This window comes from Geodermatophilus sp. URMC 65, assembly GCF_053502545.1.
Genome location: NZ_CP199954.1, coordinates 3,985,706 through 4,007,531, shown reverse-complemented (window position 1 = coordinate 4,007,531; position 21,826 = coordinate 3,985,706). Strand labels below are relative to the sequence as shown.

At 73.4% G+C, this 21,826-nt stretch carries 17 protein-coding genes and 1 pseudogene; 9 read left to right on the top strand and 9 right to left on the bottom strand.

Annotated elements, in window-relative coordinates:
* The first annotated feature begins 2 nt into the window (after positions 1–2).
* On the top strand, positions 3–1,523 hold the full coding sequence (locus tag ACWIX7_RS19405) for a DUF349 domain-containing protein (protein ID WP_448618043.1): 1,521 nt from the start codon (positions 3–5) through the stop codon (positions 1,521–1,523).
* A gap of 125 nt (positions 1,524–1,648) precedes the next feature.
* Here the strand turns inward: ACWIX7_RS19405 and miaB are convergent, their stop codons facing one another.
* Positions 1,649–3,139: a tRNA (N6-isopentenyl adenosine(37)-C2)-methylthiotransferase MiaB gene (gene miaB / locus ACWIX7_RS19400; RefSeq protein WP_448618042.1), complete on the bottom strand. Its 1,491-nt coding sequence runs from the start codon at positions 3,137–3,139 to the stop codon at positions 1,649–1,651.
* 120 nt (positions 3,140–3,259) lie between these two features.
* Here miaB and ACWIX7_RS19395 point away from each other — a divergent pair, with 120 nt between their 5' ends.
* The 6 genes from ACWIX7_RS19395 to ctaD all read left to right on the top strand — a co-directional run bounded on the left by ACWIX7_RS19395 (position 3,260) and on the right by ctaD (position 8,936).
* The gene (locus ACWIX7_RS19395; protein WP_448618041.1) at positions 3,260–4,015 is read left to right on the top strand and encodes an amino acid ABC transporter ATP-binding protein; all 756 of its coding nucleotides are present in this window, start codon (positions 3,260–3,262) and stop codon (positions 4,013–4,015) included.
* 21 nt (positions 4,016–4,036) lie between these two features.
* A complete protein-coding gene (locus ACWIX7_RS19390; protein WP_448618040.1) occupies positions 4,037–4,927 on the top strand; it encodes a glutamate ABC transporter substrate-binding protein in 891 nt (296 codons plus the stop codon).
* 80 nt (positions 4,928–5,007) lie between these two features.
* The gene (locus tag ACWIX7_RS19385; RefSeq protein WP_448618039.1) at positions 5,008–5,655 is read left to right on the top strand and encodes an amino acid ABC transporter permease; all 648 of its coding nucleotides are present in this window, start codon (positions 5,008–5,010) and stop codon (positions 5,653–5,655) included.
* Entirely contained in the window at positions 5,652–6,557 is a 906-nt protein-coding gene (locus ACWIX7_RS19380) for an amino acid ABC transporter permease (protein WP_448618038.1), read from the top strand. The genes ACWIX7_RS19385 and ACWIX7_RS19380 overlap by 4 nt, the downstream gene beginning before the upstream one ends.
* 75 nt (positions 6,558–6,632) lie before the next feature.
* On the top strand, positions 6,633–7,055 hold the full coding sequence (locus ACWIX7_RS19375) for a hypothetical protein (RefSeq protein ID WP_448618037.1): 423 nt from the start codon (positions 6,633–6,635) through the stop codon (positions 7,053–7,055).
* A gap of 120 nt (positions 7,056–7,175) precedes the next feature.
* On the top strand, positions 7,176–8,936 hold the full coding sequence (gene ctaD / locus ACWIX7_RS19370; RefSeq protein ID WP_448618036.1) for an aa3-type cytochrome oxidase subunit I: 1,761 nt from the start codon (positions 7,176–7,178) through the stop codon (positions 8,934–8,936).
* Positions 8,937–9,223: 287 nt separating this feature from the next.
* On the opposite strand, the gene ACWIX7_RS19365 is transcribed toward ctaD, so the two are convergent.
* The 5 genes from ACWIX7_RS19365 to ACWIX7_RS19345 all read right to left on the bottom strand — a co-directional run bounded on the left by ACWIX7_RS19365 (position 9,224) and on the right by ACWIX7_RS19345 (position 13,889).
* Positions 9,224–9,889, bottom strand: coding sequence for a regulatory protein RecX (locus ACWIX7_RS19365; RefSeq protein ID WP_448618035.1), 666 nt, complete (start codon positions 9,887–9,889; stop codon positions 9,224–9,226).
* Between the two features lie 2 nt (positions 9,890–9,891).
* Entirely contained in the window at positions 9,892–10,926 is a 1,035-nt protein-coding gene (recA, locus tag ACWIX7_RS19360) for a recombinase RecA (RefSeq protein ID WP_448618034.1), read from the bottom strand.
* A gap of 176 nt (positions 10,927–11,102) precedes the next feature.
* Positions 11,103–11,297: a DUF3046 domain-containing protein gene (locus ACWIX7_RS19355; protein ID WP_448618033.1), complete on the bottom strand. Its 195-nt coding sequence runs from the start codon at positions 11,295–11,297 to the stop codon at positions 11,103–11,105.
* A gap of 156 nt (positions 11,298–11,453) precedes the next feature.
* Positions 11,454–12,731: an MFS transporter gene (locus ACWIX7_RS19350; protein WP_448618032.1), complete on the bottom strand. Its 1,278-nt coding sequence runs from the start codon at positions 12,729–12,731 to the stop codon at positions 11,454–11,456.
* A 12-nt stretch (positions 12,732–12,743) separates the two neighbouring features.
* Entirely contained in the window at positions 12,744–13,889 is a 1,146-nt protein-coding gene (locus ACWIX7_RS19345; protein ID WP_448618031.1) for an acyl-CoA dehydrogenase family protein, read from the bottom strand.
* An 87-nt stretch (positions 13,890–13,976) separates the two neighbouring features.
* Here ACWIX7_RS19345 and ACWIX7_RS19340 point away from each other — a divergent pair, with 87 nt between their 5' ends.
* Positions 13,977–18,581 (top strand): ATP-dependent helicase, encoded by a 4,605-nt coding sequence (locus ACWIX7_RS19340; protein WP_448618030.1) that lies wholly within the window; start codon positions 13,977–13,979, stop codon positions 18,579–18,581.
* A gap of 207 nt (positions 18,582–18,788) precedes the next feature.
* Here ACWIX7_RS19340 and ACWIX7_RS19335 read toward each other — a convergent pair.
* A pseudogene (locus tag ACWIX7_RS19335) lies at positions 18,789–18,932 on the bottom strand (NINE protein); the annotation flags it as partial.
* Positions 18,933–19,255: 323 nt separating this feature from the next.
* Positions 19,256–19,852 (bottom strand): antibiotic biosynthesis monooxygenase, encoded by a 597-nt coding sequence (locus ACWIX7_RS19330; protein ID WP_448618029.1) that lies wholly within the window; start codon positions 19,850–19,852, stop codon positions 19,256–19,258.
* A 112-nt stretch (positions 19,853–19,964) separates the two neighbouring features.
* On the opposite strand from ACWIX7_RS19330, the gene ACWIX7_RS19325 reads away from it, so the two are divergent.
* Complete coding sequence (locus ACWIX7_RS19325; protein ID WP_448618028.1) at positions 19,965–20,819, top strand: DNA-formamidopyrimidine glycosylase family protein; 855 nt, start codon at positions 19,965–19,967, stop codon at positions 20,817–20,819.
* Between the two features lie 92 nt (positions 20,820–20,911).
* On the opposite strand, the gene ACWIX7_RS19320 is transcribed toward ACWIX7_RS19325, so the two are convergent.
* Entirely contained in the window at positions 20,912–21,745 is an 834-nt protein-coding gene (locus ACWIX7_RS19320; RefSeq protein WP_448618027.1) for a PspA/IM30 family protein, read from the bottom strand.
* Positions 21,746–21,826 lie beyond the last annotated feature (81 nt).

The following is a 21,826-nucleotide window of genomic DNA, read 5'->3' as shown; positions in this document are numbered from 1 at the left end:
ACGTGTCGAGCACGGAGAACGCCGGAAACCCCTCGCAGCAGCTGCCCCAGCCCGGGACGGCCGGATCCGAGGCGGTCGCCCCCGAGGCGGGGACGGCGGCGGCGCCCACCCCTGGCGACGCCGCTCTCGCCGACCCGACCGCGGGGGCCGCCGAGCAGGCCGCACCGGAGGGTGCAGTACCGGAGACCGACGCACCGGAGTCCCCCGCACCGGAGTCCGCCGCACCGGAGGCCCACGCGCCGGAGACCGCCGCCCCGGAGGCCCACGCAGCACAGCCCGTCCCCCATCCGCCCGCGGACGCCGCCGCCGCGTCCGACCCCGCTCAGTGGGGCCGCGTGGACGAGGACGGGACGGTCTACGTCCGCACCGCCGAGGGCGAGCGCGCCGTCGGCTCGTGGCAGGCCGGCGACCCGGCGGCGGGGCTGGCCCACTACGCCCGCCGCTACGACGACCTCGCGACGGAGGTGTCGCTGCTCGAGGCGCGGCTGCGGGCGCACACCGGCAACCCCGGCGAGATCAAGGCCAAGGCGCAAGCGCTGGCCGAGTCGATCCCCACCGCCGCCGCCGTCGGCAACCTGGACGGGCTGGCCGCCCGCGCCCGCGCCATGGTCGGGACCGCCGACTCCGCGGCCGCCGAGTCCCGGGCCGAGAAGGCCGCCGCCCGGGCCGCGCAGGTCGCCCGCAAGGAGGCGCTGGCCGCCGAGGCCGAGCAGATCGCCGCGGAGTCCACCTCGTGGAAGGCCGCCGGCGACCGGCTCAAGGCCATCGTCGAGGAGTGGAAGACCATCCGCGGCATCGACCGCAAGACCGACGAGGCGCTGTGGAGCCGGTTCGCCGCCGCCCGTGACGCCTTCGGTCGCCGCCGGGGCGCGCACTTCGCCGCCCTCGACGCCCAGCGCGGCGAGGCCCGGGCGGCCAAGCAGGAGCTGATCGCCGAGGCGCAGCGGCTCTCGACGTCCACCGAGTGGGGCCCCACGAGTGCCGCGATGCGCAATCTGATGGACCGCTGGAAGGCCGTCCCGCGCACCGGCCGCGACGGCGACGACGACCTGTGGAAGCAGTTCCGCGCCGCGCAGGACGTCTTCTTCACCGCCCGCGCCGAGTCGGACAAGGCCCGCAACGCCGAGCAGGTGGCCAACCAGCAGGCCAAGGAGGAGATCCTCGCCGAGGCCGAGAAGCTCGACCCGTCCACCGACCTGCGCCACGCGCAGAACGTGCTGCGCAAGCTGCAGGAGCGCTACGACGCCATCGGCCACGTGCCGCGCGGCGCGATGCGCCAGCTGGAGGACCGCATGCAGGCCGTCGAGCAGCGCATCCGGGGCGCCGTCGACTCCTCCCGACCGCGGGTGGCGCCGGAGAACCCGATGGTCACCTCGATGCGGCAGGCCGTCACCAAGGCCGAGGAGCAGCTGGCCAAGGCCGAGGCCGCCGGCGACGCGCGGCGCATCGAGGAGGCGAGGGCCAACCTCGTCACCCGCCGGGAGTGGCTGGCCGAGGCGGAGAAGTCGGCCTCCCGCCGCTGAGCAGGTGTACGAGGGGCGCTGTCCGGCCGGACAGCGCCCCTCGTGCACCTCGCCCCTTCCCGGGGTCGGCCCCGTCCAGAAGCTCGCCGCGACCCTGCGAACGGTGAGGAGCAGCCGGTCGTCTCTCAGCAGCCCCCGGCCGGGGCCAGCGGAGCCGGGACGCCGACCTGGGGCATCCCGAGCAGCACGCCGGGGGTGGTCGGGCGGGTGCCGGCCGCGTGCGCGTCGCCGGCGCGAGTGCGCCGGTGCGACAGCAGCGGACCGTCGGCGACCAGGTGGTGCGGCGCCGCCTGGGTCACGACGGTCTCGACGACGTCACCGGGGCGCACGTCCCCGCCAGCACCGCCGTCCGTCGCCGTGAAGTGCACCAGCCGGCCGTCGCGGGCACGGCCGCTCATCCGCCCGGTGCGGGCGTCCTTGCTGCCCTCCCCCGCGGCGACGAGCAGCTCGACGGTCCGCCCGAGCTGGGCGCGGTTCTCCGCCCAGCTGATCTCCTCCTGCAGCGCGGTCAGCCGCAGGTAGCGCTCCTGCACGACCTCCTTGGGCAGCTGCTCGGCCATCTCGGCGGCGGGCGTCCCCGGGCGCTTGGAGTACTGGAATGTGAAGGCGCTGGCGAAGCGCGCCTGGCGGACCACCTCGAGGGTCTGCACGAAGTCGGCCTCGGTCTCGCCGGGGAAGCCCACGATGATGTCCGTGGTGATCGCCGCGTCGGGCATCGCCGCCCGCACCCGGTCGAGGATGCCCAGGTAGCGCTCCTGCCGGTAGGCGCGGCGCATCCGGCGCAGGACGTCGTCGGACCCCGACTGCAGCGGCATGTGCAGCTGGTGGCAGACCGCGGGCGTCTCGGCCATCGCGGCGATGACGTCGTCGGTGAACTCGCGGGGGTGGGGGCTGGTGAAGCGGATCCGCTCCAGGCCCTCGATCCGCCCCGCCGCGCGCAGCAGGTCGGCGAAGGCGCCCTGCTGGCCGAACTCGACGCCGTAGGCGTTGACGTTCTGACCCAGCAGCGTCACCTCGAGCACGCCCTGGTCGACCAGCGCCTGCACCTCGGCCAGGATCTCGCCGGGACGGCGGTCCTTCTCCCTGCCGCGGAGCGCCGGGACGATGCAGAACGTGCAGGTGTTGTTGCAGCCGACGCTGATCGACACCCAGCCGGAGTAGGCGGAGTCCCGCTTCGCCGGCAGCGTCGACGGGAAGACCTCGAGCGCCTCGGCGATCTCGACCTGCGCCTCTGCGTTGTGCCGTGCCCGCTCCAGCAGCGCCGGGAGCGACCCGACGTTGTGGGTGCCGAAGACGACGTCCACCCACGGGGCCCGCCGGACGATCTCGCCGCGGTCCTTCTGCGCCAGGCAGCCGCCGACGGCGATCTGCATGCCGGGGTGGGCGTCCTTGACCGGGCGGAGGTGGCCGAGGTTGCCGTAGAGCCGGTTGTCGGCGTTCTCCCGCACCGCGCAGGTGTTGAGGACGACGACGTCCGCGTCGGCCCCCTCGGGCGCGGCGGTGTAGCCGGCGGCCTCCAGCAGCCCGGAGAGCCGCTCGGAGTCGTGCACGTTCATCTGGCAGCCGTAGGTGCGGACCCGGTAGGTCCGTCCGGCAGCCTGCAGGTCGGTCGTCATGACGGAACGAGGGTACGGCGACCCGATCGGGTGTCCCCCGCCTCACCCGACCGGGCTTCGTTACGCCTTCGTGATGGCCGGAGGCGGATGGCGTCGTCCGCCGCCTCTAGGGTTCCCCGGGTGACCAGCCGTACCGCCGGAGAGCCTCTCGTCCGCCTGTCCGGGGTCGACAAGTGGTTCGGTGAGCTGCACGTCCTGCAGGACATCGACCTGTCGATCGACCGCGGCGAGGTGGTCGTCGTCATCGGCCCGTCCGGGTCGGGCAAGTCGACGCTGTGCCGGACGATCAACCGGCTCGAGCCCATCGACTCCGGCGAGATCACCATCGACGGCCAGCGCCTGCCCGACGAGGGCAGGGAGCTCGCCCGGCTGCGGGCCGACGTCGGCATGGTGTTCCAGAGCTTCAACCTCTTCGCCCACAAGACGATCCTCGAGAACGTCACCCTCGGCCCGATCAAGGTGCGCAAGCAGAGCAGGGGCGACGCCGAGCGGCGCGCCCGCGAGCTGCTGGACCGGGTCGGGGTGAGCGCGCAGGCGAACAAGTACCCGGCCCAGCTCTCGGGCGGTCAGCAGCAGCGGGTCGCCATCGCGCGCGCCCTGGCGATGGACCCCAAGGTGATGCTCTTCGACGAGCCGACCTCCGCCCTGGACCCCGAGATGATCAACGAGGTCCTCGACGTGATGATCTCGCTGGCCCGCGACGGCATGACGATGGTCGTCGTCACCCACGAGATGGGCTTCGCCCGCCGGGCGGCCAACCGGGTCGTGTTCATGGACGCCGGCCGGATCGTCGAGTCCGCCGACCCCGAGACCTTCTTCACCAACCCGCAGTCGGACCGGGCCAAGGACTTCCTCGCGAAGATCCTCACCCACTGAGCCCGGTAGAGAGGAACGCACATGCGCATCACCCGCTACGCCGCCACCCTGGGGGCCCTCGGCCTCGTGCTCGCCGGCTGCTCCAGCGAGGCCGGCCAGCAGGCCGAGGAGGCAACCGAGAACGCCCCCGAGGTCGCCCAGGACGTCGAGTTCCCGGCGGGGAGCACGATGGCCGAGCTCGCCGAGGCCGGGACGATCACCGTCGGCACCAAGTTCGACCAGCCCGGCTTCGGCCTGGCCAACCCGCAGGGCGTGCCCGAGGGCTTCGACGTCGAGGTCGCCAAGATCATCGCCGGTGAGCTGGGCATCGCCCCCGAGGCCATCGAGTGGAAGGAGACGGTGTCGGCGAACCGGGAGTCGTTCATCCAGAACGGCGACGTCGACATCGTCGTGGCGACCTACACGATCAACGACGCGCGCAAGCAGCTCATCGACTTCGCCGGGCCGTACTACGTGGCCGGCCAGGACATCATGGTCGCCACCGGCAACCCGCTGGCGATCGAGGGCCCGGACGACCTCGCGGGCAAGCGGGTCTGCTCGGTCGAGGGCTCGACCCCGGCCCAGAACATCCGGGACAACTACCCCGAGGCCCAGCTGACGCTGTTCGACGTGTACTCCAAGTGCGCCGACGCGCTGCGCAACGGCCAGGTCGACGCGGTGACCACCGACAACGTCATCCTCACCGGCCTGGTCCAGGGCGGCCAGGGTGCCTTCGAGCTGGTGGGCAACCCCTTCACCCAGGAGCCGTACGGCATCGGCCTGGCGAAGGGCGACGACGAGTTCCGCGGCTTCATCAACGACACCCTCGAGCAGTCCTTCGAGGACGGCAGCTGGGCCGCGGCGTGGGACCGCACCGCGGGCGCCATCACCGGCGAGCCGGCTCCCGAGCCCCCGACGATCGACCGCTACTGACCGACCGGATCCCCTGACGCCGCCGGGCGGGGCCTCCCGCCCGGCGGCGCCTCGCCGTCCCGACCCGGAGAGGAGGCGCCGTGGACTTCGTGCGCGAGAACGCCGACCTGTTCCTCGACGCGTTCCTGACCACCCTCGGACTGTCCCTGCTGGCTGGTCTGCTGGCGCTGGTGCTCGGCACCCTCCTCGCCGCGATGCGGGTCAGCCCGGTCCCCCCGCTGCGCGGGCTGGCCACCTTCTACGTCGAGACCTTCCGCAACACACCGCTCACGGTGGTCTTCTTCTTCCTCATCTTCGGGCTGCCGCAGATCGACTTCGTCATCGGCTTCTTTCCCGGCGCGGTCCTGTCGGTGGGTCTCTACACCGCCGCGTTCGTCTGCGAGGCGGTGCGCTCGGGGATCAACGCGGTGTCGGCCGGACAGGCCGAGGCCGCGCGCGCGCTGGGGCTGACCTTCGGGCAGTCCCTGCGCGAGGTCGTCCTCCCCCAGGCGTTCCGGACCGTCGTCCCGCCCCTGGGCAACGTGCTGATCGCGATGGTGAAGAACACCTCGATCGCCGCGGGGTTCTCGGTCAGCGATCTGAGCTCGCTGCTGCCCCGGTTGGTCAACGCCGACGCCGGTGACCTGACCCTCGTGCTCGTCGGCGTGGTCGTGGGCTACATGGTCATCACCCTGCCGTCGGCCCTGGCGGTCAACCGGATCGAGCGTCGGGTGGCGATCCTGCGATGACGACACCCGTCCTCTTCGACCTGCCCGGCCCGAAGGCCCGGCAGCGCATCCGCATCGCCACGGCGGTCGGCGTCCTCGTCGTCGTGGCGATCGTCGCCCTCGTGCTCGTCCGGCTGGCCGGCAACGGACAGCTGGAGCCACAGCGCTGGGCCGTCCTGTTCGACCCGGCCAGCCAGGTGCCGCAGGCGCTCGGCCAGGCCCTGCTGCGCACGCTCCAGGTCGCGATCGTCGGCATGGTGCTCGCCACCGTGCTGGGGCTGCTGCTGGCGGTCGGCCGGCTCTCCGAGCACCGCTGGGTCCGCGTGCTCGTCACGACGCTGATCGAGTTCTTCCGCGCGGTGCCCCTGCTGGTGCTGATCTTCGCGCTCTACTTCCTGCTCCCGAAGTTCGGGATCCGGCTCAGCGCGTTCTGGGCCCTCGTCGGCGGCCTGGTGCTCTACAACTCCGCGGTGCTCGCCGAGATCTTCCGAGCCGGCATCCTGTCGGTGGACCGCGGTCAGCGCGAGGCCGCGTACGGGCTGGGCATGCGCAAGACGCAGGTCATGACGCTGGTGCTGCTCCCGCAGGCCGTCCGGCGCATGCTCCCGGTGCTCATCGCCCAGCTCGTGGTGTTGCTCAAGGACACCTCGCTGGGCTTCATCATCAGCTTCCCGGAGCTGCTGCGGGGAGCGCGGAGCCTGGTCGAGTTCTTCACGCTCCAGTTCGGCAACACGTACACGTTCCAGCTGTACGTCGCGGCGGCAGTGATCTACATCGCCATCAACCTGGTGCTGTCGTGGCTGGCGCGGTTCGTGGAACGGCGCACGCGGCGCAGCGACAAGGCGGCAGCCACGACGCCGACCGAGTTGCCCGCCGACGTGCAGATGGGCGGTGGCGGCGGCGTCCTCCCCGCGGTGCGGTGACACCGGCCGCCGGATGGGACCGATCCGGTCCGCCCGGCGGTGCCGACCGGCGGCGGGACTGCCGAGAACTGCGACGTGGACACCGCTCTCCGCCCCGTCGTGCCCCCGCTCCCGGCGCCGGTGCGCCGTCCGGCGGGGTCCGTGGACGCCGCCCAGGAGTTCGTGACCCGGCTGCGTGCCTGCGGGTCGTCCCTGGCTGCCGCGGCCGGTGCCGAGACCGCCGTCGTCCGGGAGGTCGTGCCCCCGGCCCGGCACCGGCGCTCGCGCTGTCGGGTGGTGCTGCGCTTCGCCGAGGGTGGGGAGACCGACCTGACCTTCCTCGGTCCGGTGAGCTCCACGACCTCCGCGCCCGAGCAGGTCTTCGACCTGCAGATCCGGGCGTGGCTGTCCTCCGAGCTGGGCCGGGAGGGCAGCTGGTTGGTGGCCGATGACGAGGCGCCGGACGGCGTCGCCGTCGACGTGACCGCCTGGTCGGCCGCCAGGCCCTCCGCCGGCTGAGGCGCTCCTTCCGCGGGCGCGCATCCTCGGGCCGCCCCGGCTTCCCTGACCTGCGTTGTTGGGACACCATGGGGGCCAGCTCCGAGTCGGCGGAGCGCGGTCGCCCCTGGGAGTCGCCGCATGACCGCTCTGGCCCCGCACCCCATCGTCACGCGCTCGAGCACGGCTCATGTGCCGGACAAGGGCTCGCGGCTGACGAACCTGCTGCGGACCACCGACCACAAGACCATCGGCCTGATGTACCTGGTCACGTCGTTCGTGTGGTTCGTCATCGGCGGGCTGATGGCGATGCTCATGCGCGGGGAGCTGGCCCGGCCGGCTCTGCAGTTCCTGTCGCCGGAGCAGTACAACCAGCTGGTCACCATGCACGGCACGATCATGTTGCTGTTCTTCGCGACGCCGCTGTTCTTCGCGTTCGGCAACTTGATCATGCCGCTGCAGATCGGCGCCCCCGACGTCGCCTTCCCGCGGCTGAACTCCTTCTCCTACTGGCTGTTCCTGTTCGGCAGCACGATCGCGGTCTCGGGGTTCTTCACCCCGGGTGGCGCGGCCGACTTCGGCTGGTACGCCTACACCCCGCTGTCGGACGTGACCAACAGCCCGGGTGCCGGGCCGGACCTGTGGATCGCCGGCCTGGCGGTGTCCGGCCTGGGCACCATCCTCGGTGCGGTCAACTTCGCCACCACGCTCGTCTGCCTGCGGGCGCCGGGCATGACGCTGTTCCGGATGCCGATCTTCTGCTGGAACACCCTGGTCACCAGCCTGCTGGTGCTCTTCGCCTTCCCGATCCTCACCGCCGCCCTGTTCGCTCTCCTGGCGGACCGGCAGCTGGGTGCCCTCGTGTACTCGGAGGAGAACGGGGGGCCGATGCTGTGGCAGCACCTGTTCTGGTTCTTCGGGCACCCCGAGGTCTACATCATCGCGCTGCCGTTCTTCGGCATCGTCACCGAGATCATCCCGGTGTTCAGCCGCAAGCCGCTGTTCGGCTACAAGGGCATGGTCTTCGCGACCATCGCCATCGGCGCGCTGTCAGTGACGGTGTGGGCGCACCACATGTACGCCACCGGCGCGGTGCTGCTGCCGTTCTTCGCGTTCCTGACCTACCTGATCGCCGTGCCGACCGGGATCAAGTTCTTCAACTGGATCGGCACCATGTGGCGGGGTCAGCTGACCTTCGAGACGCCGATGCTGTGGTCCATCGGCTTCATGGTGACCTTCCTGCTCGGTGGGCTGACCGGCGTGCTGCTGGCCTCCCCGCCGCTGGACTGGCACGTCAACGACAGCTACTTCGTCGTCGCCCACTTCCACTACGTGGTCTTCGGGACCGTCGTGTTCGCGGCCAACGCCGGCATCGCCTTCTGGTTCCCCAAGATGTGCGGCCGGATGCTCGACGAGCGCCTCGGGAAGCTCCAGTTCTGGATGACGTTCATCGGCTTCCACGGCACGTTCCTGGTGCAGCACTGGCTCGGCGGTGAGGGCTTCCCCCGGCGCTACGTCAACTACCTGCCGAGCGACGGGTTCACCACGCTGAACACCGTCTCGACGATCTTCTCGTTCATCCTGGGTGCCTCCATCATCCCGTTCCTCTTCAACGTGATCCGGTCCTGGCGCCACGGGGCCCTGGCGCTGCGGGACGACCCGTGGGGCCACGGCAACTCGTTGGAGTGGGCGACGTCGTCCCCGCCGCCGCGGCACAACTTCGTGGAGATCCCGAAGATCCGCTCCGAGCGGCCGGCGTTCGAGGCGCACTACCCGCACCTGCTGGACCGCCTGGAGCAGGAGAAGCACGTCGGTGGTCGGCACGAGCCCTACGCCGGCGTCTCCGAGGTCGGCCTGAGCGAGGGCGGCCGGCAGGGCAGCCGGGACCCCGACCCGACCTGACAGAGAACCCCCCTGCCCCCGCCACTCGCAGGCTCGCGGCGGGACCCTGCAGGGGGGCCACCCGTCCTGCCCAGCCTTCGCAGGCTCAGGGCGGACCGGGACGGGGCCAGCGGGACCCTGCAGCGCCAGCGGGGCCCGAGGCGGGACCGTCCGGGGGCTCACGGTCCGGTCGCCGTCGGCTCGGGCCTGCGCCACGCGTCAGGACGGAGAGTGGGCCAGGCCCGGAGCCGGATCCGCCCGGTCGGGTCAGCCCAGGGTGCGGGCCTGGCTGCCCTGACGCTGCTCCGTCAGGGCAGCCAGGCGTCCAGACCTCGTTCCTCGTGCACCCCGGGCTCGTCGGCGGTCTCCCCGGACCGGTCCTCGTCGAGGGCCTCGCGGACCACCCACCCGGCCAGTCCGGAGCCGTAGCCCTTGCGGGCGAGCATCCCCACGAGCCGTCGCTCGGCGGTCACCCGGTCGACCCGCCGCAGGCCCGGCAGCCGGCGCTGCACCAGCCGCCGGGCCGCGTCCCACTCGTCCTGGTCGTCGACGAGCGCGACCGCCTCCTCGGCGACCTCGCCGTCGACGCCCTTGGCGCGCAGCTCCGCCTTGAGCGCGCGCCGTGCCAGCCCGCGTCCGGCCTGTCGGGAGGTCACCCAGGCCCGGGCGAAGGCGGCGTCGTCGATGAGCCCGACCTCGCCGAACCGGTCGAGGACCGCCTCGGCGACGTCATCGGGGATGCCGCGCTTGGCCAGCAGGTCGGCCAGCTGCTGACGGGTCTTGGGTGCACCGGTCAGCGCCCGCAGGCAGATCGACCGGGCGACCTGCTCGGGGTCGCCCGGGTCGTCCTCGGGGTGCGGGCCGCCGGCCGGCGGGGCGGCGTCCGAGCCGTCCGGGTCAGGGGACGAGCCGGAACGCCGCCCGCGTCGACGTCCGGGAGCCGAGCGCTCCCGGGCCTCGGGCCAGCCGCCCACCGTCAGAAGTCGGGCTGGTCGGCCGTGACGGGCTCATCCAGCTTCGGGCCGATGCCCAGCTTCTCCTTGACCTTCTTCTCGATCTCGTCGGCGAGGTCGGGGTTGTCGCGCAGGAACGTGCGGACGTTCTCCTTGCCCTGGCCGAGCTGGTCGCCCTCGTACGTGTACCAGGCGCCGGACTTGCGGATGAAGCCCTGCTCGACACCAGCGTCGATCAGGCCGCCCTCGCGGCTGAACCCGGTACCCCACAGCAGGTCGAGCTCGGCCTGCTTGAACGGCGCGGCGACCTTGTTCTTGACGACCTTCACGCGGACCCGGCTGCCGACCGCGTCGGTGCCCTGCTTGAGGGTCTCGATGCGGCGGACGTCGAGCCGGACCGACGAGTAGAACTTCAGCGCGCGGCCACCGGTGGTGACCTCCGGCGAGCCGTAGACGACGCCGACCTTCTCGCGCAGCTGGTTGATGAAGATCGCGGTGGTGCCGGAGTTGTTGAGCGCACCGGTGATCTTGCGGAGCGCCTGGCTCATCAGCCGGGCCTGCAGACCGACGTGGCTGTCACCCATCTCGCCCTCGATCTCGGCGCGGGGCACGAGCGCGGCGACCGAGTCGATGACGATGATGTCGAGCGCGCCGGAGCGGATGAGCATGTCGGCGATCTCCAGCGCCTGCTCACCGGTGTCGGGCTGGCTGACCAGCAGCGCGTCGGTGTCGACGCCGATCGCCCGGGCGTACTCCGGGTCGAGCGCGTGCTCGGCGTCGATGAACGCCGCGATGCCACCGGCGGCCTGGGCGTTGGCCACCGCGTGCAGCGCGACGGTCGTCTTACCGGAGGCCTCGGGGCCGTACACCTCGATGACGCGGCCGCGGGGCAGGCCACCGATGCCGAGTGCGATGTCGAGGGCGATCGAACCGGTCGGGATGACCTTGATCGCCTGTGCGGCGTTGTCGCCCAGCCGCATGACCGAGCCCTTGCCGAACTGCTTGTCGATCTGGGCGAGGGCCATGTCGAGGGCCTTGTCGCGGTCGAGCGTTGCCATGGTGTTCACCTTCGAGAAGTCGCGTGAGGTGGGTCGGTGCCGACGCTAGAGCGGAGGTCTGACGCTTCCGGGGGATCCGGTCGACCTGTGGAGGAACGCCCGGCCTGTGGACTGCGGCACCCCAATCTAGCCCGAACACGTGTTCGACTGCCAGGGTGACACGCCGTCCGCGCGACTCAGCGCTCCTTGTGCGGCACGTCGAACTCCTCGCAGATCGCAAGCCACACCCGTCGCACCGGCAGGCCGGCATCGATCGCCTCGACGGCGCTGCGGCCGCCCAGCGCGGAGAAGACGTGGTCGCGGGCCACGCTCTCGGCCCGCATGGAGCCGAACTGCTCGCGGAGACGGGTCCAGAAGTCCTGCAGTCGCACGCCCCCGACGCTAGCGCGCACGAGGGGTGTCCGGCCGGACCCTCCGGACTCCTACGCTGGAGCGGTGATCGGCACCGGCTCGGCCAGCCTCGACCTCGTCCTCGAGATCGGGATCGCGCTGGCCCTCCTGGTCTCCCTGGTCCTGCTCTGGCGCAACTACCGGGGCCGCTGAGCCGCCACCGTTGCTCCGCGCTCCCGGGTGCGCGCCCACACCACCACCAGGGGGACGACGAGCACCGCCGAGACCGTCGCGACCAGCCCGTAGCCACCCAGGGCGAGCAGCGGGCCCCCGGCGACCCCGGCCAGCGCGGCGCCCAGGCCCATCAGCAGGTCGGTGCCGCCCTGCGCGGCGGGCCGCCGTCCCTCGTCGACCGCCTCGGTGACCAGGGTGGAGCCGGCGATGAGCCCGCAGGACCAGCCCAGCCCGAGCAGCAGCAGCCCCGCGCCCAGCTGCAGCGCCGCTCCGGACGGCGCCGTCCCGGCCAGTGCGGCCGCCGTCAGCAGCAGGCCCGCGCCCACGGCGACCGTCGTCCGGCGGCCCGCCCGGTCGGCGAGCACCCCCACCAGCGGGGAGAACAGGTACATGCCGGCGACGTGCACGCTGATCACCAGGCCGATGACGCGCAGCGTCGTCCCCCCGGCGTGGCCCATGTGCACCGGCGTCATCACCATCACGCCGACCATCACCGAGTGGGAGACCACGACCGCGGTCAGCCCGAGCCGGCCGCGGGGGTCGGCCCAGACGGCCCGGACCGCGTCCGCGGTCGCCCGTCGTGGCCGGCCGGTGTCCGCCCCCGCGCCCCGCAGCTGCCGTGCCAGCAGCAGCGGGTCGGGCCGCAACAGGACGAGCAGCCCCAGCGCCACCACGGCGAAGACGGCGACCGAGACGGCGAAGGCCCCGGTCAGGGGCGGCAGCCCGAGGACGTCGCCGAGCGCCTCACCGGGGCCGGCCAGGTTGGGGCCGACCACCGAGCCGACCGTGGTCGCCCACACCACCAGGGACAACGCCCGCCCCCGGTGCTCCGGGACGGCGAGGTCGGCCGCGGCGTAGCGCGCCTGCAGCCCGCAGGTGGTGGCGGCGCCGAAGGCGAACAGGCCCACGAGCAGCAGCGGGAGGGAGGACACGACCGCGGCGACGACCGTCACGAGGGAGCCGAGGACGGCGACCGCGTACCCCGCGGCCAGGCCCGCCCGCCGGCCGGCGCGGTCGCTGATCCGCGCCAGTGGCACGGCGAGGACCGCGGCCCCGAGCACGCCGGCCGTCTGGCCCAGGCCGGCCGCGGTCTCGGTGCCGGCCACGTCACGGGCGAGGAGGCCCCCGACGGTGATGCCCACCGTGATGCCGAGCCCGCCCAGGGCGACTCCCCCGCTGAGCACGCCGAGGGTCCGGCGCTGGACGGCGACCGGGTCGACGCCCCGGGTCTGCGCGGACACGGCAGGCCCGGCCTAGAGGCCCAGAGAGCGGCCGACGATCTCGCGCATGATCTCGTTGGTGCCGCCGTAGATGGGCTGGATGCGGGCGTCGCGCCAGGCCTTGGACACCGGGTACTCGTCCATGTAGCCGTAGCCGCCGTGCAGCTGCAGGCAGCGGTCGGCCACCTTGTTCTGCAGCTCCGTCGTCCAGTACTTCGCCATCGCCGCGTCGACCTGCGTGAGCTCGCCGGTGTCGAGCTGGCGCACGCACTCGTCGACGAACGTGCGAGCGATGGTGACCTCGGTCTGGAGCTCGGCCAGGACGAAGCGGCTGTTCTGGAAGCTGCCGACCGGCCGGCCGAAGGCGGTCCGCGCGGCGACGTACTCGACGGTCTGCGCCAGCACCGTCTCGGCCGCGGCCACCGCGCCGACGGCGATCGACAGCCGCTCCTGCGGCAGGTTCTCCATCAGGTGCGCGAAGCCGCGGTTCTCGGTGCCGAGCAGGTTCTCGGCGGGCACGCGCACCTCGTCGAAGAACAGCTCGGCGGTGTCCTGCGCCTTGAGCCCGATCTTGGCCAGGTTCCGGCCGCGGGTGAACCCGGGCATGTCCCGCTCGACCACCAGGAGGCTCAGGCCGCGGGAGCCCGGGGCGTCGGGGTCGGTGCGGGCCACGACGATGACCAGGTCGGCGTTGATGCCGTTGGTGATGAAGGTCTTCGAGCCGGTCAGCACCCACCCGTCGCCGTCCCGCCGGGCCGTCGTCCGGATGGCCTGCAGGTCGCTGCCGGCCGCCGGCTCGGTCATCGCGATGGCGGTGATCAGCTCACCGCGGCAGAAGCCGGGCAGCCAGCGCTGCTTCTGCTCCTCGGTGCCCAGGTCGCGCAGGTAGGGCCCCGCGACGTCGTTGTGCAGGCCGAAGCCCAGGCCGGTGGCGCCGATCCGCGTGAGCTCCTCGTCGAGGACCGCCTGGTAGCGGAAGTCGCGCACGCCCCCGCCGCTGAAGCGCTCGTCCATGTCGGTGCCGAGGAAGCCCTGCGCGCCGGCCGAGGTCCAGACCTCGCGCGGCACGATGCCGTCGCGCTCCCACTGGTCGTGGAAGGGGACGACGTTCTTCTCGGCCCACGCCCGGACCGTCTCCCGGAAGTCCTCGTGCTCGGCCGCGTACAGGGATCGGCGCATGGCGGTCAGTGTGCCGCACGCCACGTCGCACCCGAGCGGCTCCTCGCAGGCCAGCGGAGTGTCGTACCCCTGTGGACACTGGGAGCCGTGCCCGCCCTCGACCGGTTCTCCGAGCCCACCCGGGCGTGGTTCACCGGTGCCTTCGCCGAGCCCACCGCCGCGCAGGAGGGCGCCTGGCAGGCCATCAGCAGCGGCGGTCACGCCCTCGTCGTGGCCCCCACCGGCTCGGGCAAGACACTGGCCGCCTTCCTCTGGTCGCTCGACCGGCTGGCCGGCACCCCGCCGCCGGCCGACGAGCAGGCCCGCTGCCGGGTCCTCTACGTCTCACCCCTGAAGGCCCTGGCCGTCGACGTCGAGCGCAACCTGCGCGCCCCGCTCGCCGGCATCGGGCAGGCCGCGGCCAGGCTGGGCCTGCCGCGTCCGGAGATCCAGGTGGGCACCCGTTCCGGTGACACCCCGGCCGAGGAGCGGCGGGCCTTCGCCCGACGGCCCACCGACATCCTCATCACCACGCCGGAGTCGCTGTTCCTCCTGCTCACCAGCGCCGCCCGAGAGGCGCTGCGGGGCGTCGAGACGGTGATCGTCGACGAGGTGCACGCGGTCGCCGACACCAAGCGCGGCGCGCACCTGGCCGTCTCCCTCGACCGGCTCGACGAGCTGCTGGAGCGCCCGGCGCAGCGGATCGGCCTGTCGGCGACGGTGCGGCCCGTCGAGGAGGTGGCCACCTTCCTCGCCGGCGGCCGCCCGGTGCAGGTGGTCGCGCCCGGGTCGGCCAAGGAGTGGGACCTCTCGGTCGTCGTCCCGGTCGAGGACATGAGCTCCCTGGGCCAGCCCACCGGTGAGCTCGACGGCTCGGCGGCGGGTAACCAGCCGCGGGCGTCGATCTGGCCGGCGGTCGAGGAGCGGGTGCTCGACCTCGTCGAGGCCCACCGCAGCACGATCGTCTTCGCCAACTCCCGCCGGCTGGCCGAGCGGCTGACCAGCCGGCTCAACGAGCTGGCGTACGAACGGGCGACCGGGGAGCCCGTCCCGCCCGGCACGAACGCCGCGGCGCTCATGGCGCAGGCCGGGTCCGGAGGCGGGGTGCCCGAGGGCGTGCAGCCGGTCGCGGCCGCGCACCACGGCTCGGTTTCCCGCGAGCAGCGCGCGATCGTCGAGGAGGCGCTGAAGTCGGGCCGGCTGCCGGCCGTGGTGGCCACCTCGAGCCTGGAGCTGGGCATCGACATGGGGTCGGTCGACCTGGTGGTGCAGGTCGAGGCGCCGCCCACGGTCGCTTCCGGCCTGCAGCGGGTCGGCCGCGCCGGGCACCAGGTGGGCGCGATCAGCCGGGGCGTCCTGTTCCCGAAGTACCGCGGCGACCTGGTGCAGTGCGCGCTGGTGGCCGAGCGGATGAGGTCCGGGGCGATCGAGTCGATCCGCTACCTGCGCAACCCGCTCGACGTGCTGGCCCAGCAGGTGGTCGCGATCGTGTCCGAGCGGCCGCGCACCGTCGACGAGGTCGGCGCGCTGGTCCGGCGGTCGGCGCCGTTCGCCTCGCTGCCGGACTCCGCGCTGCACGCGGTGCTCGACATGTTGGCCGGTCGCTACCCCTCCGACGCCTTCGCCGAGCTGCGGCCGCGGTTGACCTGGGACCGGGTGACCGACACCCTCACCGCCCGGGGCGGCGCACAACGGCTGGCCGTCACCAGCGGCGGCACCATCCCCGACCGGGGCCTGTTCGGCGTCTTCCTGGTCGGCGGCGAGGACAGCCGCGGTGGGCGGCGCGTGGGCGAGCTCGACGAGGAGATGGTCTACGAGTCGCGGGTGGGCGACGTCTTCCTGCTCGGCTCCTCCTCCTGGCGGATCGAGGAGATCACCCACGACCGCGTGCTGGTCAGCCCGGCCCCCGGCCAGCCCGGGAAGATGCCGTTCTGGCACGGCGACGCCCCCGGTCGCCCACTGGAGCTCGGCCGCGCCCTGGGCGCCTTCCTCCGCGAGGTCGGCACCGCCGCGCCCGAGGCCGGGCTCGACCGCGCCCGCGCCGCCGGCCTCGACGAGTGGGGCGCGGCCAACCTGCTGGCCTACCTCGCCGAGCAGAAGGCGGCCACCGGTCACCTCCCCGACGACCGCACGCTGCTGGTCGAGCGGTTCCGCGACGAGCTCGGCGACTGGCGGCTGGTCGTGCACTCGCCCTTCGGCGCGCAGGTCAACGCGCCGTGGGCGTTGGTACTGGCCGCCCGGCTGCGCGAGCGCTACGGCGTCGACGTCGCTTCGATGCACTCCGACGACGGCATCGTGCTGCGCCTGCCTGACACCACCGGGGAGCCGCCGGAGGCCGACCTCGCCGTCCTGGACCCGGACGACGTCGAGCGAGAGGTGACCGCCGAGGTCGGCAGCTCGGCGCTGTTCGCCAGCCGGTTCCGCGAGTGCGCGGCGCGGGCGCTGCTGCTCCCCCGCCGCGACCCGCGCCGGCGCACCCCGCTGTGGCAGCAGCGGCAGCGGGCCGCCCAGCTGCTGTCGGTGGCCAGCGAGTTCTCCAGCTTCCCGATCACGCTGGAGGCCGCCCGCGAGGTGCTGCAGGACGTCTACGACGTGCCCGGCTTGGTCGAGCTGATGCGCGACGTCCGTTCCCGGCGGGTGCGGGTGGTCGACGTGCAGACCCAGGCGGCCTCCCCCTTCGCACAGTCGCTGCTGTTCGGCTACGTCGGTCAGTTCCTCTACGAGGGCGACGCCCCCCTGGCCGAACGCCGGGCGCAGGCCCTGGCCCTCGACACCGGGCTGCTCGCCGAGCTGCTCGGCCGCTCGGAGCTGCGCGAACTGCTCGATGCCGAGGCGCTCACCGAGGTCGAGGCCGAGCTGCAGCGCCTGCCGGCCGACCGCCACCCCCGCGACCCCGACGGGGCCGCGGACCTGCTGCGCATCGTCGGTGACCTCACCACCACCGAGGCCGCCGCCCGCGGCGTGGGCCGGGAGTGGCTCGACGAGCTGGTGGCTGCCCGCCGCGCGCTGGTGGTGCGCATCGCCGGCGAGGAGCGGTACGTCGCGATCGAGGACGCCGGCCGGCTGCGCGACGCCCTCGGCACCGCGCTGCCGGTCGGGGTGCCCGAGGTGTTCACCGAGCCGGTGCCCGACCCACTGGGTGACCTGGTGGGTCGCTACGCCCGCACCCACGGTCCCTTCCAGCCCGGCGAGGTCGCCCAGCGGCTGGGGCTGGGCGTCGTGGTGGTGACCGCCACGGTGCAGCGGCTGGTCGGCACCGGCCGGCTGGTCACCGGAGAGTTCCGCCCGGGCGGCACCGGTCAGGAGTGGTGCGACGCCGACGTGCTGCGGTCGGTGCGCCGGCGCAGCCTGGCCCGGCTGCGCCAGGAGGTCGAGCCGGTGCCGGTCGACACGCTGGCGCGGTTCACGCCGTCCTGGCAGTCGGTGGGTAGCCGGATGCGCGGGCCGGACGGCGTGCTGGCGGTCGTCGAGCAGCTCGCGGGGGCGCTGGTCCCGGCGAGCGCGCTGGAGTCGCTGGTGCTGCCGGCGCGGGTCCGCGACTACTCCCCCGCGATGCTCGACGAGCTGACCAGCGCCGGGGAGGTGCTGTGGGCAGGCGCCGGCGGGCTGCCCGGCGGCGATGGTTGGGTCAGCCTCGTGCCGGCCGACCTCGCGCCGCTGCTCCTGCCCGAGCCGCTGGAGTCGCCCGAGGCCGGCCCCGTGGTGCTCGAGCACCTGGCCGGTGGTCAGGCGCTGTTCTTCCGCGGGCTGTCGGACCTCGCCGGCTCCACCGACGACGCCGCCTTCGCCGACCTGGTGTGGGACCTCGTCTGGGCCGGCGCGCTCACCAACGACACCCTCGCGCCGCTGCGCACCCGGCTGTCCGGTGGGGGGACGCACAAGCGCCAGCCCGCCCCGCCCCGGGCACGGCTGGACCGCAGCCGCTACGGCCGCACCCGGCTGGGCCGGCCGGCCATGCCGACCCGCAGCGGGCCGCCCACGATGGCCGGCCGCTGGTCGCGGCTGCCCGACCGGGAGTCCAACGCCACCAAGCGGACGACGGCCCGCGCCGAGGCGTTGCTCGAGCGGCACGGCGTGCTGACCCGCGGCGCGGTGGTGGCCGAGCAGGTCGTCGGCGGCTTCTCCGCGGTGTACCCGGTGCTGCGGGCCTTCGAGGAGAACGGCCGTGCTCGACGCGGGTACTTCGTGGAGACCCTCGGCGCCGCGCAGTTCGGCACGCCGGGCTCGGTCGACCGGCTGCGCAGCTTCGCGTCGCCGGACCGGGTGCCCGGCGGCGCGGTGGTCCTGGCCGCGACCGACCCGGCCAACGTCTACGGCGCGGCCCTCCCCTGGCCCGAACGCCCGGGCGCGACGGGAGAGGACGGCGGCGACCCGGGCGGAGCCGTCGACGTCGGCGAGGGCACCGGCGGCGGACGGCGCGGTGCCGGGCACCGGGCCGGGCGCAAGGCCGGCGCGCTGGTCGTGCTCGTCGACGGGGAGCTCGTGCTCTACGTGGAGCGGGGCGGCAAGACGCTGCTGTCCTGGACCGAGGACGAGACCGCGCTCAAGGAGGCCGCGACGGCGCTGTCCGGGGCGGTCGCGGTGGGCGCGCTCGGCCGGATGGTGGTGCAGAAGGCCGACGGCGCCTCGGTGCACGAGTCGACCCCGCTGTCGGCCGCGCTGCAGGCAGCCGGCTTCGCCGCCACCCCCCGCGGCCTGCGCGTCCGCGCCTGAGCCGGCCGCGCGGCCTCCTCCGGGGCACCGCAGGTCGCCTCCGTCATGCGGTCGACTGGCGAGGCCGGCCCACAGTTGGTAGGCGACGCCGAGCGACCGGTTCACCGCGTAGGCGTGTGCGTTGTACCGCTGGAGACGCGAGGACATCTGCGTCGCGTCGACGATCCAGAGCACGAAGAGCGCGATCAGTCCCAGGAACCCGATCAGCACGATGGTGAACAGCCAGCTCAGGACGAAGCCCACGGCGTAGGCAACGCCCCACTTGGTGCGGCCCAGGTAGAAGTGGTGGGCGCCGAAGCTGCCGAGGAAGAACCACAGCAACCACGCTGCAGTGCCGTCCTTGTAGGGCATGGGCAGTGCCGCGTGCGGAATCGCGGCGTAGCCCTGCGGCGGCACAGGCGGGTGGGGCTGCGGCACCGGCGCGACCTGGTGTCCGGGCTGGGGCCAGGCCGGGTGCCCGAGAGTCGGCTGGCCCTCCGGCGAGACGTGTGGCTGTCCAGCACCGGCGTGAGGCGGGTAGGTCATGTCGACTCCTCGGAACTCGGCAAGCGGAAGGGGCCGAGACGGGTCGGCCATCTCTGGCATCGGCAACCGGCCGAGGTCCTACAGGGGAGATGGATGGCGACGGCTCGGGCGGAGCGACCCGACGCCGGCCGCGCCGCGCAGCCGGCGGGTCAGTCGCGAGCAGGGTGCAGCCAGCGACGGAACAGCCGCGACAGCGTCGGCATGACGACGTAGCCGAGCAGCACCACTACGACGACGGCCGACAGCAGCAGTCGCGCCGGCAGCGGCCACCCCGACACGTGCGGGGCGACCAGCAGCTGGAAGGCGAGCGTGATGGCGAAGACCGCGACCACGGTGAGGACCGTCAGCCGCCAACGGGGCCCCGGCCGGGAGGGGGTCAGGGCCGTGAAGAAGCTGTCCAGCCCGGCCACGTGGGCGTAGTCGACCCGATCGGTGAGGTGCTCGGCGCGCTGCAACGCGGCCTGCCGCTCGCTCGAGCGCTCCCACCGCGCCAGCGAATCGCCGTCGGCGAATCGGTAGACCAGGTGGTAGCGGGTCGAGCCCGGACCGGGACGCAGCAGGCTGGTGCCCAGGTTGCCCGGGAACCGCGCGGCCAGGTCGAGCACCTCGGCCGCCCATTCCTCGAAGGCCTCGCGCTGGTCGGCACGCACGTCGCGAGCGACGGTCACCGTGACCGGCTCGGCGGCGGCGACCACCGCCTCGGGTGCGGTGAGCGGGGCGTTCGTCGATCGGTCGCGTCGCTGCACGGGAGGCTCAGCACCGCGGCGGACCGGCGCCTTCCCGCCGCGGAGGTGACCTGCGCCGCGTCCGGGCAGGTGGGTGCGGCGATGGCCCCGGTGAGGCGGGACACTGGAGCACGTGCCCGAGGGAGACACCGTCTGGCTGGCGGCGAAGCGGATGCACACCGCACTCGCCGGCGCTACCCTGCGCCGCGGCGAGCTGCGCGTGCCGCAGCTGGCCGCCACCGACCTCGCCGGCCGCACCGTCTCCGAGGTCGTCCCGCGCGGCAAGCACATGCTCACGCGCTTCACCGACGGCTGGACGCTGCGCACCCACTACCGGATGGACGGCAGCTGGCACATCTACCGGCACGGCACGCGGTGGCGCGGCGGTCCGGCCTTCTCGATCCGCGCCGTCCTCGCCACCGACGAGTGGGAGTGCGTGGGCTACCGGCTGCACGACGTCGCCATGGTGCGCACCGAGCACGAGGACCAGCTGGTCGGCCACCTCGGTCCCGACGTGCTCGGTCCCGACTGGGACCTCGACGAGGCACTGCGCCGACTGCGGGCGCAGCCGGACGAGCAGATCGGCGTCGCCATCCTCGACCAGCGCAACCTGTGCGGTCCCGGCAACCTCTACAAGGTCGAGGGCCTGTTCGTCTGCGGCGTGCACCCGTGGATGCGGGTGACCGACGTCGAGGACCTGCCCGGGCTGGTGGAGCGGACCCGTTCGTTGATGCTGGCCAACCGCGACCGCCCGGAGCAGAGCACCACCGGCGACCTGCGCCGCGGCCGCGACCACTGGGTCTACGGCCGCAAGGACCGCCCCTGCTACCGCTGCGGCACCCCGATCCTGCGCGGCGACCAGGGGCCGGACCTGCAGGAGCGGATCACCTACTGGTGCCCGACCTGCCAGGCCACCGACGCCCCCGTCGACCCGGCGGCCCGCACCGGCGAGCCCGACCACCCACCGCCGCTCCCCAACGCCTCCTGAGACGCCGCGGCCGGTCACCCCGGTGACCGGCCGCGGGCTCCCTGCAGGGCCCCGCCGCGAGCCTGCGAGCGGCGGGCAGGGGGGTCCTCCTACTACTGCTGGTCGGGGCGCTCGGCGGGCTGGGCCGCTGGCTGCGCGGTGGCCGTCGGCACCGACGGCGTGCCCTCCTCCAGCGCCGGGGCCGCGTTCTGGCCGGTGATCGCCGGCTGCCCCATCGAGGCGCGGATCTGGTCCAGCCGGGAGGCACCGGCGACGTCGAGGGTCGCCTTCTGCACCTCGAGCATCCGGCCCTCGACCGACGTCTGCGCCAGCTCGGCCTGACCCAGGGCGTTGGCGTAGCGGGCCTCGATCTTGTCCCGCACCTCCGACAGGCTCGGCGTGTTGCCCGGCGCGGAGAGCTCGTTGACCTGGCGCATCGACGCGGCCACGTGCTCCTGCATCTTGGCCTGCTCGAGCTGGCTCATGAGCTTGGTGCGCTCGGCCAGCGTCGTCTGCAGCCGCATCCGGCTCTGCTCCACCGCACCGCGCGCCTGCTCGGCGGCCTGCAGCGCCTCGTCGTGGCTGCGCTTGAGGTCCTCCATCGACTGCTCGGCGGCGACGAGCTGGGTGGCGAAGGCCTGCGCGGCCTGCTCGTACTCCGCGGCCTTCGCCGCGTCACCGCCGGCGCGGGTCTGGTCGGCAAGCACCAGCGCCTGGCGCGCAGAGGCCTGCAGCTTCTCCACCTCGCCGAGCTGCCGGTTGAGCCGCATCTCGAGCTGACGCTGGTTGCCCAGCACGGCCGCGGCCTGGTTGGCCAGCGCCTGGTGCCGCTGCTGCTCGGCCTCGATCGCCTGGGCGATCTGGATCTTCGGGTCGGCCTTCTCGTCGATCTTGGCGTTGGCGGAGGCGGTGAGGTACCGCCACAGCTTCACGAACGGGTTGGGCATCGGTCCTCCTGCTCGTGCGGTCGTGCACCAGGCCTACCCGTCCGGCGCGCCGCTGCGATCGTCGTCCCCGTCATCGTCCCA